General features: G+C 33.1%; 12 protein-coding genes. 10 read left to right on the top strand and 2 right to left on the bottom strand.

The features are described from left to right. Positions 1-70 precede the first annotated feature (70 nt). The 6 genes from GQ47_RS21740 to GQ47_RS21715 all read left to right on the top strand — a co-directional run bounded on the left by GQ47_RS21740 (position 71) and on the right by GQ47_RS21715 (position 7231). Positions 71-1702 (top strand): phenylalanine--tRNA ligase subunit alpha, encoded by a 1632-nt coding sequence (locus GQ47_RS21740; protein ID WP_035653062.1) that lies wholly within the window; start codon positions 71-73, stop codon positions 1700-1702. Beyond that, positions 1702-2703 carry a vWA domain-containing protein gene (locus GQ47_RS21735; protein ID WP_035653059.1) on the top strand — a complete coding sequence of 334 codons (1002 nt, stop codon included), beginning with the start codon at positions 1702-1704 and terminating at the stop codon, positions 2701-2703. The genes GQ47_RS21740 and GQ47_RS21735 overlap by 1 nt, the downstream gene beginning before the upstream one ends. A 51-nt stretch (positions 2704-2754) precedes the next feature. Then, complete coding sequence (locus GQ47_RS21730) at positions 2755-3789, top strand: vWA domain-containing protein (RefSeq protein ID WP_035653057.1); 1035 nt, start codon at positions 2755-2757, stop codon at positions 3787-3789. A gap of 43 nt (positions 3790-3832) precedes the next feature. Next, positions 3833-4600 (top strand): tetratricopeptide repeat protein, encoded by a 768-nt coding sequence (locus GQ47_RS21725; protein WP_035653526.1) that lies wholly within the window; start codon positions 3833-3835, stop codon positions 4598-4600. Positions 4601-4723: 123 nt separating this feature from the next. Continuing rightward, the gene (locus GQ47_RS21720) at positions 4724-6472 is read left to right on the top strand and encodes a BatD family protein (RefSeq protein ID WP_035653055.1); all 1749 of its coding nucleotides are present in this window, start codon (positions 4724-4726) and stop codon (positions 6470-6472) included. 15 nt (positions 6473-6487) lie between these two features. Further along, complete coding sequence (locus GQ47_RS21715; protein ID WP_035653052.1) at positions 6488-7231, top strand: tetratricopeptide repeat protein; 744 nt, start codon at positions 6488-6490, stop codon at positions 7229-7231. 171 nt (positions 7232-7402) lie between these two features. Here the strand turns inward: GQ47_RS21715 and GQ47_RS21710 are convergent, their stop codons facing one another. Together GQ47_RS21710 and GQ47_RS21705 are read right to left on the bottom strand one after the other, a co-directional pair. After that, positions 7403-7972, bottom strand: a complete 570-nt coding sequence (locus tag GQ47_RS21710) for a 5-formyltetrahydrofolate cyclo-ligase (protein WP_035653050.1) — start codon at positions 7970-7972, stop codon at positions 7403-7405. After that, positions 7959-8936 (bottom strand): succinylglutamate desuccinylase/aspartoacylase family protein, encoded by a 978-nt coding sequence (locus GQ47_RS21705; protein WP_035653047.1) that lies wholly within the window; start codon positions 8934-8936, stop codon positions 7959-7961. The genes GQ47_RS21710 and GQ47_RS21705 overlap by 14 nt, the downstream gene beginning before the upstream one ends. 137 nt (positions 8937-9073) lie before the next feature. Here GQ47_RS21705 and uvrC point away from each other — a divergent pair, with 137 nt between their 5' ends. The 4 genes from uvrC to GQ47_RS21685 all read left to right on the top strand — a co-directional run bounded on the left by uvrC (position 9074) and on the right by GQ47_RS21685 (position 15133). After that, entirely contained in the window at positions 9074-10867 is a 1794-nt protein-coding gene (gene uvrC, locus GQ47_RS21700) for an excinuclease ABC subunit UvrC (RefSeq protein ID WP_035653045.1), read from the top strand. Between the two features lie 9 nt (positions 10868-10876). Then, positions 10877-13159: a patatin-like phospholipase family protein gene (locus tag GQ47_RS21695; RefSeq protein ID WP_081909405.1), complete on the top strand. Its 2283-nt coding sequence runs from the start codon at positions 10877-10879 to the stop codon at positions 13157-13159. Between the two features lie 316 nt (positions 13160-13475). Further along, positions 13476-14633 (top strand): homogentisate 1,2-dioxygenase, encoded by a 1158-nt coding sequence (locus GQ47_RS21690; RefSeq protein ID WP_035653043.1) that lies wholly within the window; start codon positions 13476-13478, stop codon positions 14631-14633. Between the two features lie 140 nt (positions 14634-14773). Next, on the top strand, positions 14774-15133 hold the full coding sequence (locus GQ47_RS21685; protein WP_035653041.1) for a four helix bundle protein: 360 nt from the start codon (positions 14774-14776) through the stop codon (positions 15131-15133). Positions 15134-15138: the final 5 nt, after the last annotated feature.

Genomic DNA, 15138 nt, shown 5'->3' with positions numbered 1-15138 from the left:
CTTAAATCTGTGTAATTAGTGTTCCATTTTTAAGCATCGTTTTAGACTAAAATCTGAAATCAAAAATCAAATGAAATTAAAATTTTACATATTTCTATTTTTGCTTACATCGGCGGTTTTTGCACAGCAAAAACAAGTCGAAACTAGTATTGATACTACAAAAAACAAAATTGGCGCTGAGTTCAAGCTTACGCTGAAAACGGTTGTAAGTTCAAAATCGAAAGTTGTTTTTCCTAAACAAAAAACCTTTGGGGCTTTAGAAGTTATTCAGTCGTATCCAGTTGATACAGTAAAGAAAGACGGCAATTATGAGCTGATCAAAAAATATGGACTAACACAATTTGATTCTGGAAAATATGTAATTCCGAGTGTTACGATTTTAATCGACAAAAAACCTTTTTTATCTGACTCTATCAAAGTTGAAGTTGCCAATGTAAAAGTCGATACTTTACAACAAAAAATGTACGATATCAAAGACATCAGCACTGCTGACGAAGGTCTTGGAAGTTGGTGGAAATATGTTTTAGCATTATTGATTATTCTTGGTATTGGAGCATTTGTGTATTGGTATGTAAAAAAACGCCAACAAAAGAAAATCGAAGAAGAAGTTTATAAAACACCAATTGAAAAAGCAACGAGCTTATTAAACAATCTGGAACAAAAAGAACTTGTTCAAAAAGGTGAAATCAAAGAATATTATAGTGAACTTACTGATATTGCAAGAAATTATATTGAAGAAGCCATTCACATTCCGGCAATGGAAAGCACAACTTCTGAATTAATTCAGGCAATCAGAACCGCTTCTACTAAAAAGAAAATGACTTTAACACCAGAAACGGTTGAAAATTTAGAACGCGTTTTACGTCAGGCCGATTTAGTAAAGTTTGCAAAATCAAAACCATTGGATTTTGAAATTACTGAAGACCGAAACAAAATTCAGAAAGTAATTTTAACACTTGATAATGCAATTCCGACGGAAATTCCATCTGAAGAAGATGAATTATTGAACGAAGCTCAAAGACAAAAACAGATTAAACTTCAATTAAAGAAACAAAGAAATAAACGAATTACGATTGCTGTCGCAGCTGTTTTTGGTTTATTGATTGTAACGACAGCTGTTTTAATTGCTGTAAAAGGTTTCACTAATGTAAAAGATACCGTTTTAATGAACCCAACAAAACGCCTTTTGGAAAGCGAATGGGTAAAAAGTGAATACGGAAATCCAGGAGTTTTACTTGAAACGCCGCAAGTTTTAAAACGAGTGGATCCGCTAAAAGTCCTTCCGAAAGATGCAATGGCTTTGATTAAGGAAATGCAGCTTTTTGTTTATGGAGGCATGACTGACAATTTTTACATTGCGGTTTCTACAAGCAAATTTAAAACGCCAACTGAAATCGATTTGGCCAAAACATTAGAAGGTTCATTAAAAGTTATTGAAGCCCAAGGCGGACAAAATATAATTGTAAAACAAGAAGATTACCAAACAAACGAAGGTGTTCAGGGCTTAAAAGGATATGGAACGATGACAGTTATAAATCCTCTTACCAAAAGCAGTACAAAAGTGTATTATGAAATTCTTTTGTTTAAACAAGAACAAGGATTGCAGCAAATTATTATTTCGCACGAAGAAGGCGACAGCTACGGAAATACGATTACAGACCGAATTTTAAATTCTGTTGAACTTAGAAAAGCTAGTAACTAATGGGAAAGATCACTTTTTTAAATCCAGAATTCTTTTGGCTGTTTCTTTTGATTCCGATTGTGATTGCTTGGTACTTTTGGAAACGAAACCAACAATCTGCAACTTTAAAAATGAGTTCAACGGTAGGTTTTAAAAACAGCGAATCACTGTTGACGAAACTAAAACCATGTTTATATGTTTTCAGGATTCTTGCTTTATGTTCATTAATTATTGCTTTAGCAAGACCAAGAACAGTTGACATCAGCAATCAGACCAAAACAACGAAAGGAATTGATATTGTAATGGCAATTGACGTTTCTGGAAGTATGCTGGCAAAAGATTTGAAGCCAAACCGTATGGAAGCTTTAAAAAGAGTAGCTGCAGATTTTGTTGGTGAAAGACCAAATGACCGAATTGGATTGGTTTTATACGCATCAGAAGCTTATACCAAAACACCTGTTACGAGCGATAAAGCCATTATTTTGGAAGCAATAAAGGAAATAAAATATGACACTGCTTTACAAGATGGAACTGGAATTGGGATGGGATTGGCAACAGCAGTTAACCGATTAAAAGACAGTAAAGCAAAAAGTCGCGTTATCATATTATTGACAGACGGTGTAAATAACGCCGGATTTATTGAACCTGAAACTGCTGCAGACATCGCAAAACAATATGGCATCAAAGTTTACACTATTGGTTTAGGAACAAATGGAATGGCAGAATCTCCATATGCATACGGACCAAATGGCGGTTTCTTATTCAAAATGCAAAAAGTAGAAATTGACGAGCAATTAATGAAAAGCATTGCCCGCAAAACGGACGGAACATATTTTAGAGCAACAAGCAATGATAGATTAGCTCAAATTTATAATGCAATCAACAAATTAGAAACAACAGAAATACAGGAATTGAAATTCTACGATTATGACGAGAAATACCGATTTTTTGTTTCATTGGCAGTCTTTTTATTATTGTTGGAAGTTGGTTTAAGAAATACGGTTTACAGAAGCTTCATTTAATTTTGGATTAAAAAAAATCTAAAATCTAAATTCAGAAATCTAAAATTTAAAATGGAATTAGACGAAAAAAAATATTTATACCTTTTATTTTTACTACCAATTTTGGTGTGTATTTTTCTTTTCAATGTATATTGGAAACGAAAAAAACAGCGCGAATTTGGTGATATAGAAATGGTCAAAAAACTGAGCCCGGAAAGTTCTGTTTTTAAACCAGTATTAAAATTATCGATTATCCTGTTGGCCCTTGCTTGTTTGATTATTGGACTTGTAAATCCAAAAATTGGAACAAAAATGGAAACCGTTAAACGCGAAGGAATCGATATTGTTTTTGCTGTCGATGTTTCTAAAAGTATGCTGGCCGAAGATGTGGCGCCAAATCGTCTTGAAAAAAGCAAACAAATTGTTTCGCAAATCATCAACCAGTTAGGAAGTGACCGAATTGGAATTGTAGCTTACGCTGGAAGTGCTTTCCCGGTTTTACCAATTACTACTGATTATAGTGTTGCCAAAATGTTCCTGCAAAGTATGACTCCAGATATGGTTTCTTCTCAGGGAACTTCACTTGATGAGGCAATTCGTTTATCGTCAACTTATTTTGACGAAAAAAGTAAAACAAGCAAATTACTGATTCTGATTTCTGATGGAGAAGATCATTCTGAAGGCGCTTCTGCAGCTGCGGAAGAAGCCAATAAATTGGGAATGAAAATCATTACGATTGGAGTTGGAACTGAAAAAGGAGGAACAATTCCGTTAAAAGAAAATGGCATTGTTAGAAATCATCAGAAAGATCAAAACGGAGAAATTGTTATAACTAAATTAAATCAGGAAGGTTTAAAAACTATTGCAAAAGCAACAAAAGGCGGTTATGTTTACGGCGGCAATACCAAAGAAGTTTTGGATTATGTGAAAAATGCTTTGAACAACATTCAGAAAACAGAGTTTGAAGCAACGCAAATGGCCGAATTCCAATCGCAGTTTCAATGGTTTCTTGGTTTCGCTTTTCTATTATTATTCTTAGATATTTTCCTTTTGGAAAGAAAAACAAACTGGATAAAAGAGTTGAATTTATTTAATGAAAAGAAATAATTGTTCCGTAAAATTCCCGGAACAAAAAAATAAAAAATTTAGAATGAAAAATTTACTTCTTTATATTTTACTAACGTTTTCCTTAGCAGTTTCTGCTCAGGAGAAAGACAAAACATTGCCAAACGGGAACGAAGAATATAAACAGAATAAATTTGTTGATGCCGAAGCGAATTATAGAATTTCACAGTCAAAATTTCCAAAAAAAGCAGCTGCTTCGTACAACTTAGGAAACACCATTTATAAGCAAAATCAAATTTCGGAAGCCAAATATGCTTACGCAAAAGCGATAAAAAATGCTAAAACAAGACCCGAAAAACATACTGCTTATCACAATTTAGGAAATGTTTTCATGAAAGAGAAAGATTATACGCAGGCTGTTGAGGCATACAAGCAAGCATTGCGAAATGATCCAACTGATGATGAAACCCGTTACAATTATGCCTTGGCGAAACAAAAGCTAAAAGAAAATCCGCCTAAAAACGACAACAAAGACAAGAATAAAGACAAAGACAAGGATAAGGATAAAAATAAAGACAAAGACAAGGACAAAGATAAAAACAAGGACAAGGATAAAGATAAAAAAGACGATAAAGGCGATAAAGACAAGGATAAAAAAGACGGCAAAAATGATCCGAAGAAAGATGATAAATCTGACAATAACGGACAGCCAAAACCACAACCTGGAGGAATATCTAAAGATCGTGTTCAAAATTTATTAGATGCGGTTAACAATGAAGAGAAGAAAGTTCAGGATAAAGTAAACGCTCAAAAAGTAAAAGGAAGTCCTAAAAAAACAGAAAAAGACTGGTAATAAAAGTTTAATCGTTTAATTGTTAATTTGTTTATTCGGAAAGTATCCGTTAGATAAAAAACCGATTAAACGATTTCACAATTAAACAATTAAACAACAAACAAAAACTGATTAAACGAATAAATGAAAAGATTTTTAATTTTATTTCTATTCACTTTTCAAGGACTTTTGGCTCAAGTTCAGTTTGAAGCCAGAGTAAGCAAAAACACGCTTGGTCTCAACGAAAGACTTCGAATTGACTTCATCATGAATGTTGATGGAGACAACTTTGAACAGCCTAATTTTGATGGATTTAAAATCGTAGCCGGACCAAGTCAGCAAATAAGCCAGTCATGGGTTAATGGACGAAGCTCTTTTCAAAAAATATATTCTTATATTTTACAACCTGATAGAAAAGGAAATGTAACAATTCGTCAGGCTGCAATTGAATTTAACGGACAGATTTACAAAACTTCGCCTATAAAAATTGTTGTTACAAATGCCGTTGCTCAAGAAAGAGATCCAAATGAAAGACCACAAGGACAAGGAAGTGAAACGCTTAATTTGGTTGCTGAAATTTCAAAAACAAATCCGTATCTGAACGAACCAATCACGGTTGTTTACAAATTGTATTTCAATAATATTGGGGTTACTGGTTTTAAAGAATTGGCAAAACCAAAATACAATGATTTTTGGAATCAAAACATTGATATTAAACAATTATCAATTGAAGAAGGAAGTTTTCAGGGTCAAAGATGCTATTTTGTAATTTTGAAAAAAACAATCCTGTATCCTCAAAAATCAGGCAAATTAACGATCGAACCACTTTCATTGGATATTGGTGTACAATTGCCAACAAATCGTCGCGATATGTTTGGTCAAATGATTATTACGGATGACAATAAAGTAGTTTCGGCCGGAGCCAAAACAATAAACGTAAGACCGCTTCCTGAAACTGGAAAACCAGAAGGTTTCAGCGGTGCAGTTGGTAAATTTAATTTCGTTGTTACGCCTTCAAAAACAAGCGTAAAAAGTGGCGAAGGTCTTGATTTAATCGTGAGCGCAAATGGAACTGGAAACATGAAACTGTTTACTTTGCCAAAACCAGTTGTGCCAAATGCACTGGAAATGTATGATCCGGTTCATGATGAAAAAGTGACAACTTCTTTAACTGGCATGTCAGGAAGAATTTCAGATAAATATACTATTGTACCACAATACAAAGGAAAATACATTATTAAACCAATGCAGTTTTCGTACTTTGATTTAAGTACTGGTTCATACAAAACGATTACTTCGCAGGAAATTGCGATTGACGTTTTAGACGGTCCAATGCAGGCTGAAGCAAATAGTACAGCAAATGCAGCTAAAAATGTTATTTCGAAAACAGATCAGTTTAAATATATCAAATCAAGAACGACATTAGTTTCTGTCGAAAAAGATGATTTTTATGGTTCTGATTTGTATTATGCCTTGTTGTTTGCACCTTTCATCATTTTGCCAATTATAATCATTGCTAAGAAGAAAAAAGAAGCAATTGATGGCGATGTGGCTGGAAACCGAATCAAAATGAATAATAAGCTGGCTAAGAAATATTTATCAGAAGCTAAAAAACAGCTTAACAACAAAGAAGCATTTTATATCGCGCTGGAAAAAGCAATGCATAACTTCCTGAAAGCGAAACTACATATTGAAACTTCAGAGATGAGTAAAGACAATATTCGTGAATTGCTTTTATCAAGAAATGCAAATCCAGAATCGGTTAAGAGTTTTATTGATTTGACTGAAAACTGCGAATTTGCACGTTATGCTCCGGCCTCTAGCGCTTCGATTCAGCAAGATTTTGATAAAGCTGTTTTAATTATTTCAGAATTAGAAAAACAGATCGTTTAGTTTAAAGAAAATAAAATGAAAAATATAGTCTATCTCTTTTTATTCATCACACAGGTTTTCTTTGCTCAAAGCTTTGAAAAAGGAAATGCCATGTATCAAAGAGGCAATTATCAGGAAGCTATTCAAGCTTATGAAGGTGTCATTAAAGAAAACAAACAAGAATCGGCTGAGTTGTATTTCAATTTGGCTAATAGTTATTATAAGCTAAATAAAGTTGCTCCGGCAATTTACAATTATGAGAAAGCTTTAGTTTTAAAACCTCATGATCCGGAAACACTGAACAATTTAAAATTTGCCAAAAAACTAACAATCGATGAAATTAAAGAAGTTCCAAAAGTGGGTTTTGCAAAACTGATTCAGAATTTTACCGGTATTTTCGATTATAATATTTGGGCAAAAATTTCAGTTGGATTTGCATTTCTTTTCTTGTTGAGTTTTATCGGTTATTACTTTTCACAACTGACACTTACAAAAAGAATTTATTTCATTGGAATGTTTGTTCTTTTGGTTGCTTTAGGATTGAGTGTTTCGGCAGGAATGTCTGAAAAAAGTCATTTTGATAATGATCGTCCGGCAATTGTATTTGCTGAAATGAGCGAAGTTCGAAGCGAACCTCAAAAAGGTGGTTCTGCCATTTTCTTATTACACGAAGGTGCAAAAGTTTATGTAACCGAAGTTTTAGGCCAATGGAAAAAAATCGAATTAACCGATGGAACCGAAGGTTGGATTGATGCTTCGACTATTAAAGAAGTAAAATAAATTTCTAAAAATAATACAATAAAAAAATCCCAAATTCCAATTCTTAAACTGGAGTTTGGGATTTTTATTTTGTTCTTAAATTATTCCATTAAATACAGTTGTAGTATAATAAATTTTATAACAAAACAAGTTTTAATATCAGATATCTTATACCAATTCAAGTATGAAAATTTAAAAAGTGTATATTTTTAAAGGCGTTACGCAATAATCCAATTTTACATCAGATTCAAAAACATCATCGATCTGATTTACGGCTTCAAAAAATGAAAGTCCAATTTTTATTGTTTCTGGTCGGCATTCTGCTAAGAATTTATCGTAAAACCCTTTTCCATAACCAATTCGGTTTCCACGAATATCAAAAGCTAAAAGCGGAACAAAAACAACATCAATATTTGAACTCTGAACTTGAAGACCGTTTACTGGTTCAGGAATATTGTATTCGTTTTTTTTTATTTTAGTATTATCCGTCAATAAAAAATGTGTCATTGCACGCGTTTCAAAATCACTTTTTGAAATCACAATTTCTTTATCTTTTCCAGAAAGCAAATGCAAAACAAACTCTGTATCGACTTCTTTATGTTCGACAATTGGAAGAAAAACATGAAAGTATGTTTTATCCCAAATCGGTAGCGGAATTAAATTATTAGCAACAGCCAGACTTTTTTCTTCGATTTCCTCTTCAGAAAGTGCTGTGCGCAAATTTTTGTAATATAATCGAAGTTCTTTTTTATTCGTCGGCATTTTCAGGGTTTTTAGAAATATGGTAAATAGCATCACCTTCGTAAACAATTGGCGAATGATTGGCATTAATTATAAATCCGTCATGAGGTGCTTTTACCTTTTGTTCAAATTTCCCAAAAGGATCTGTAATAATCGCCAGAATAGTTCCTTTTGTCACAAATCTCCCAATTAAATTAAAATCATGGAGCAAACCAGAACATTTTGCTCGAAGCCAAACGGAATTTTTAATATAAATTGAAGGCATCGGAGCCGCTTCGACAAGTTGTTTTGGATCAAGCATTCCAAGATAATTCAACAATCGTTTTGTTCCCATAACGCCTTCATTGGCAATATCGTTATTGATGTCCAACGATTTTCCGCCTTCAAAAAGCAGCATTTTTACATTTGCTTTTTCAGATGTATTTCTAAAAGAACCGCCAATATTTTTAGAGTACAAAGTAAATGGCGCATTAAAAACATCAGCCAACACTTTCAATTCGGGATTATTCTCTGTAATTCTGATTTGCGGAGCGTTAAATCGGCTTGCACCTCCCGCATGAAAATCTACTGCATAATCTAAAATTGGCAAAATTTCTTCGACGATGTGAAATGCGAATCGGCTGGCAAGAGAACCTTTTTTGCTTCCTGGAAAAACCCGGTTTAAATCACGTCCATCAGGAAACTCGCGCGATTTGTTTACAAAACCATACATATTGATAATTGGAATACAAATTATGGTTCCGCAAGCTGGTTTATTGATTTTTTTGCTGATAATTTGTCGCACAATTTCAACGCCGTTTATTTCATCGCCATGAATTCCTGCCGAAAATAAAACAACAGGGCCTTCAATTTTTGAACGGCGAACAATTACCGGAATATTAAGTTTTGTAGTCGTATGCAATCTTGCGATTTCAACATTGATTGTTCTGCTTTCTCCAGGCAAAATTGCTTCATCGAAGATAACTAAGGGCTTGCTATTTTTCATGTAGAATTATAAAAGCTAAATATAGAAATTATTCTTTTGATTTTGTAAATTTGAAACTAAATCGATAGTAAGCTTTTTTTGATAAATCGGAATGATTTTTGAAACTGCTTGTCATCTCTCTTCAGAAACAAAAAAGAATGCAAAAACCGTCCTTAGATCTTCAAATTCTAACCTTGCCAGACAATCCTGGTGTATATCAATATTATGATAAAGACGGAAAAATTTTATATGTTGGAAAAGCCAAAAACTTAAAAAAAAGGGTTTCCTCCTATTTCAATAAAATTCATGATACGGCTAAAACGAATGTTTTGGTCAAAAAAATTGTGACGATAAAACACATCGTCGTTCCAACAGAAACCGACGCGCTTTTATTGGAAAACAATTTAATCAAAACACTTCAGCCACGATATAATGTACTACTTCGTGATGACAAAAGTTATCCTTGGATTTGTATAAAAAAAGAACCTTTTTCGAGAATTTTTTCTACCCGAAGAATGGTTAAAGACGGCTCTGAATATTTTGGACCATACACTAATTTCAAAACGGTTCATACGATTTTGGAATTAATCAAAGAATTATATCCGTTGCGAACCTGCAATTATGATTTAAGCAAATCCAATATTGATTCTGGAAAATTCAAAGTTTGTCTGGAATATCATATTGGCAATTGCAAAGGTCCGTGCGAAGGTTTGGAACCTTTGGAAGAATACCAAAGACAAGTCGATGCAATTCGTGAAATTTTGAAAGGGAACTTCAAAGAAAGTTTAAAGGATTTCAAGAAATTGATGAACAATTATGCCCAAAACCTGCAATTTGAAGAAGCGCAAAAAATCAAAGAAAAAATTGAAGTTTTGGAGAACTATCAATCCAAATCTACTATCATCAATCCGAAGATTACAAATATTGACGTTTTCTCCATTGTTTCTGACGAAAGTGCTGCTTTTGTAAACTTTCTACAAATTTCGCATGGTTCTATTATTCGTTCGCATACTTTGGAAATGAAAAAGAAATTGGACGAAACCGATGAAGAATTACTAGAATTAGCAATCGTCGAACTTCGTGAACGTTTTCAATTATTATCAAAAGAAATTATTGTTCCGTTTGAAATTGATTTGGGCGAAAACATCAAAACAACTGTTCCGCAACTTGGTGATAAAAAACAGATTTTGGATTTGTCGATTCGAAATGCCAAATTTTACCGAATCGAACAATTAAAACAATTGCAAATTGTAGATCCAGATCGACATACCAACCGAATTATGGCGCAAATGCAAAAAGATTTGCGACTACCTGTTGAACCACGACATATTGAATGTTTTGATAACTCGAACATTCAGGGAACAAATCCAGTTGCGGCCTGCGTTGTTTTTAAAGACGGGAAACCAAGCAAAAAAGATTACCGTCATTTTAATGTGAAAACGGTTGAAGGTCCTGACGATTTTGCCTCGATGACAGAAATTGTGGGCCGACGCTATAAAAGATTGCTGGAAGAAAATGAACCTTTGCCTCAATTAATTATTATTGATGGTGGAAAAGGGCAATTATCTGCTGCATTAAAAAGTATTGATGAATTAGGTTTACGAGGAAAAATTGCAATAATTGGAATTGCAAAACGTCTTGAAGAACTTTTTTATCCTGGCGATTCGATTCCATTATATCTGGACAAAAAATCGGAAACACTGAAAGTGATTCAGCAATTGCGTAATGAAGCGCACCGATTTGGAATCACATTTCACCGCGACAAACGAAGCAAAGCAGCGCTAAATTCTTCGGTTGAAAGTATTCCGGGAATTGGCGAAAAAACAATGCTGACTTTGATTCAGCATTTTAAAAGTGTTAAAAGATTAAAATTAGCATCCGAAAAAGAAATTTCAGATGTAATTGGAGTTTCAAAAGCCAAAAAAATTGTCGACTTTTACAAAACCAACTAGCTGCTTTTTATGTACTTAAAAAAAGTGTTCATTTCACATACTCTGTCGAAAGGTTTTTTTTCCAATTCAATCTGGAAAGTTGCAGTCGTACTTTTTATATTGTTTCTTCTTCCGGAGAAATCATTTTCGCAGGACATAAAACAAGACAGTGTTAAGAGACCAAAAATTGGTTTAGTTTTAAGCGGTGGCGGCGCAAAAGGATTTGCACATATTGGTGTTCTAAAAGTTTTGGAAGAAGCCGGCATCAAAATCGATTATATTGGAGGAACCAGCATGGGATCTGTAATTGGCGGACTTTATGCCACTGGCTATAATGCATCACAAATTGATTCGATTTTCAAAAAAACAAATTTTGACGAATTGATCAACGATTACATTCCGCGTTCTTCTAAAAATTTTTACGGCAAAAAAAATGACGAATTATATGCCATTACTTTGCCTTTCAGTAATTTCAAAATTGGCATTCCAGAAGCGCTTTCAAAAGGAATGTACAATTACAATCTATTAAGCAGTCTGACCAGAAATGTACGTCATGTTCGCGACTTCAATAAATTGCCAACTCCATTTTTGTGCATCGGAACAAATATTGAAACTGGTGAAGAAGTGTTACTTAACAAAGGCAATCTGGTGCAGGCTATGATGGCTAGTGCTGCTTTTCCTTCGTTATTTACACCGGTTGAAATTGACGGAAAACTTTTGGTCGATGGTGGTGTAGCAAACAATTATCCGATTCAGGAAGTACGTAATCTCGGTGCCGACATCATTATTGGCGTTGATGTACAAGATGATTTACAGACAAGAAAAGGACTGAAAAATGCAACCCGAATTTTAGTTCAGATTACCAATCTGCAGTCGATTGAGAAAATGAAAACCAAAAGAAAAGAAACCGATATTTATATAAAACCGGATATTCGCGATTTTGGCGTAATTTCATTTGACCGTGGCGAAGAGATCATCAGAAAAGGTGAAGAAGCTACTTTTGCTGTTTACGAAAAAATCAAAACATTAGTAACGGAAGAAACTTTTTATAAAAAGCCAAAACTTAAAGTCAGCAGTGATACTTTAGAAATAGAAAAAATTAATGTCGATAAACTAGATAATTTTACCAAAGAATATATTAACGGAAAACTGCGTTTCAAACCCGGAAGTACCATCACATATGATGATTTAAAAACCGGAATGAACAATTTGGATGCCACTCAAAACTTTAGCACAATTTCATATTGCCTGCAACCTGGAGATAAAAACGGTGACAATTTGGATCTTGTTTTAAAAGAAAATCCAACCCAAACATATCTAAAGCTTGGTTTGCATTATGACGGACTTTACAAAAGTGCCATCTTATTAAATCTAACCCATAAAAAAACATTTCTAAAAAATGACGTTACTTCCTTAGATATTATTTTAGGAGATAATTTCAGGTATGATTTTAATTATTATATCGAAAACGGATTTAATATCAGCTTTGGATTTCGTTCAAGATTAAATCAATTTAACCGAAATGTTACAACAAGTATAAGTCGACTGGAACAATCAAATCCAAATGTAAACCTTATTAATGTTGATTTTTTTGATCTTACCAATCAGGCTTATTTTCAAACTATTTTTGTTCAGAAATTTTTAATGGGTGGTGGTTTAGAATATAAATATTTAAAAATCAATTCGCCAACACTGGCAAATGAAGGAAACATTATTGACAAAAGTAATTACATGAGTGTTTTTGGATACTTAAAATACGACTCTTTTGACAAAAAAACTTTTCCTCGTTCTGGCTTATATTTCTCCAGCGACATACAAACCTATTTGGCTTCTTCTGATTACACCAATACTTTTAAGCCGTTTTCTATGGCAAAAGCCGAAATCGCATTTGCTAAAACATTATTTAGAAGAGCAACTGTCAAAATTGGTGCCGATGCCGGATTTAATATAGGAAGCGATAGTGTTCCTTATTTCGATTATATTTTAGGAGGATATGGTTATAATAAAATCAACAATTTTAATTATTTCTATGGTTATGATTTCCTGAGTATCTCTGGCAATAGTTATATAAAAACAGATATTACGCTTGATTACGAAATCATCAAAAAAAACCACCTGAATTTTTCAGCCAATTTTGCCAATCTGGGTGACGATATTTTCACAACAGTTGACTGGATTTCTATGCCAAAATATTCTGGTTACGCTTTTGGTTATGGTTTAGAAACCATTATTGGCCCAATCGAAATTAAACAATCTTGGTCGCCAGAAATGTCAAAAAGCTATACATGGTTCAGCATTGGCTTTTTATTTTAAGAATTGAATCATGAATTGTTCAATAAATTTGAGGTATTTTTTTGTTATCAAAAAATTATATCAAAAAAATCAAAATAATTAGTGTTATAAATAATATAATTTTTAATTTTACTCGTCAAAAATTACGACATTTGTTATAATGAAAACAAATTGGACAGGTTTATTAGAGTATCTTCAATTCCTTATCAAGAGAAATCCTGAATAATGGCTCTATCGAATTGAAATAATTGGTCAATTAAAAAATTGAACTAATTATTAACTCTGCAATTCACATTTTCTAATTATCTAATTCACAAATTATCTAATTGAAAAAGCCATGCCATTATATCATAAACTTGGAGATTTTCCTCAAAAGAGACACACCCAATTCGAAAAACCAAACGGGGGTTTTTACTACGAACAATTATTTGGAACTGAAGGTTTTCACGGACATTCGTCTTTATCCTATCATGTTCACAGACCAACGCAGGTAAAAGAAATTTTAAACTCTTATTCGGTTGAACCAAAAATTGCAATCGGAAAAAATATAAAATCATTACTTTTTAAAGGTTTTGAATTAAAACCTGAAAATGACTTTTTGGATAGCCGAAAAGCAATGTTAGTCAACAAAGATTGTATCATTGGTTTAGCTGCGCCGAAAGAATCGCTTCGAAATTATTTCTACAAAAATGCCGATGCCGATGAAATGCTTTTCATCCATAGAGGAAAAGGAAAATTAAGAACCATGTTAGGAAATATTCCTTTCGAATATGGTGATTATTTAATTATTCCGCGTGGCATCATTTATCAAATTGATTTTGAAACAGAAGACAATCGTCTATTTTATGTAGAATCATATTCTCCATTTTATACACCAAAACGATATAAAAACCAATCAGGTCAGCATTTAGAACATTCTCCATTTTGCGAGCGTGATTTTATTTTGCCAAATGAATTGGAAACACACGACGAAAAAGGTGATTTTTTAATTAAAATCAAAAAAGAAGGCATGCTACACGAAGTGGTTTATGCTACTCATCCTTTTGACGTTGTGGGCTGGGACGGTTACAACTTTCCATACGGGTTTTCAATTCACAATTTCGAACCTATAACGGGACGTGTTCACCAACCGCCTCCGGTACATCAAACTTTTGAAACGGCAACTTTTGTCGTTTGTTCATTCTGCCCAAGACTTTACGATTACCATCCGAAAGCAATTCCGGCGCCATATAATCACAGCAATATAGATTCTGACGAAGTTCTATATTATGTAGATGGCGATTTTATGAGCCGTAATAATATTGAGCAAGGTCATATCACTTTACATCCAAAAGGAATTCCGCACGGTCCGGCGCCAGGTGCAATGGAACGCAGTATTGGTCACAAAGAAACTCAAGAATTAGCCGTTATGGTTGATACTTTCAGACCATTAATGGTAACGGAAGAAGCTATGGGATTAGATGATGGTCAGTACTACAAATCTTGGTGTGAATAATTAGTCAATGTGCCAATTTGATAATTAGTCAATTAGAGAATGTGGCAATTAGAAAATGAGAAAATTAAATAATTTATTTGTAATTTTAAACCTACAAAAAATTATCTCATTATCAAATTTCCTAATTATCTAATTAAAAAATGACTTTCAACGAGAAATATAAAGACAATGCTCTTTTAATAAAAACATTCAATTTTGCATTAAATATAATTGACTACACAACCGAACTTCAAGATCAAAAGAAATTCGTAATTGCAAATCAGTTATTAAAAAGCGGAACATCAATTGGAGCAAATTCAAAAGAATCACAAAACGCAGAAAGTAAAGCCGATTTTATTCATAAATTAAAAATTGCAATTAAAGAAGCAGATGAATCAGAATATTGGTTGTTTTTATGTGATGCACACAAAGACTATCCAGATTGCAAATATTTATTAAATGAATTATCAGAAATTTTAAAAATTTTAAATAAAATAATATCAACATCAAAAAGGAAATAATTAGA

Source organism: Flavobacterium sp. ASV13, from assembly GCF_000745775.1.
Classification (GTDB): Bacteria; Bacteroidota; Bacteroidia; order Flavobacteriales; family Flavobacteriaceae; genus Flavobacterium.
Note: the sequence above shows the minus strand (reverse complement) of the source record. Positions and strands in the feature narration are given on the sequence as shown.

Excerpts from the sequence above, each read along its gene's own strand:
- GQ47_RS21740 (WP_035653062.1), top strand. The coding sequence starts at position 71 with ATGAAATTAAAATTTTACATATTTCTATTTTTGCTTACATCGGCGGTT.
- GQ47_RS21735 (WP_035653059.1), top strand. The coding sequence starts at position 1,702 with ATGGGAAAGATCACTTTTTTAAATCCAGAATTCTTTTGGCTGTTTCTT.
- GQ47_RS21730 (WP_035653057.1), top strand. The coding sequence starts at position 2,755 with ATGGAATTAGACGAAAAAAAATATTTATACCTTTTATTTTTACTACCA.
- GQ47_RS21725 (WP_035653526.1), top strand. The coding sequence starts at position 3,833 with ATGAAAAATTTACTTCTTTATATTTTACTAACGTTTTCCTTAGCAGTT.
- GQ47_RS21720 (WP_035653055.1), top strand. The coding sequence starts at position 4,724 with ATGAAAAGATTTTTAATTTTATTTCTATTCACTTTTCAAGGACTTTTG.
- GQ47_RS21715 (WP_035653052.1), top strand. The coding sequence starts at position 6,488 with ATGAAAAATATAGTCTATCTCTTTTTATTCATCACACAGGTTTTCTTT.
- GQ47_RS21710 (WP_035653050.1), bottom strand. The coding sequence starts at position 7,972 with ATGCCGACGAATAAAAAAGAACTTCGATTATATTACAAAAATTTGCGC.
- GQ47_RS21705 (WP_035653047.1), bottom strand. The coding sequence starts at position 8,936 with ATGAAAAATAGCAAGCCCTTAGTTATCTTCGATGAAGCAATTTTGCCT.
- uvrC (WP_035653045.1), top strand. The coding sequence starts at position 9,074 with ATGCAAAAACCGTCCTTAGATCTTCAAATTCTAACCTTGCCAGACAAT.
- GQ47_RS21695 (WP_081909405.1), top strand. The coding sequence starts at position 10,877 with ATGTACTTAAAAAAAGTGTTCATTTCACATACTCTGTCGAAAGGTTTT.
- GQ47_RS21690 (WP_035653043.1), top strand. The coding sequence starts at position 13,476 with ATGCCATTATATCATAAACTTGGAGATTTTCCTCAAAAGAGACACACC.
- GQ47_RS21685 (WP_035653041.1), top strand. The coding sequence starts at position 14,774 with ATGACTTTCAACGAGAAATATAAAGACAATGCTCTTTTAATAAAAACA.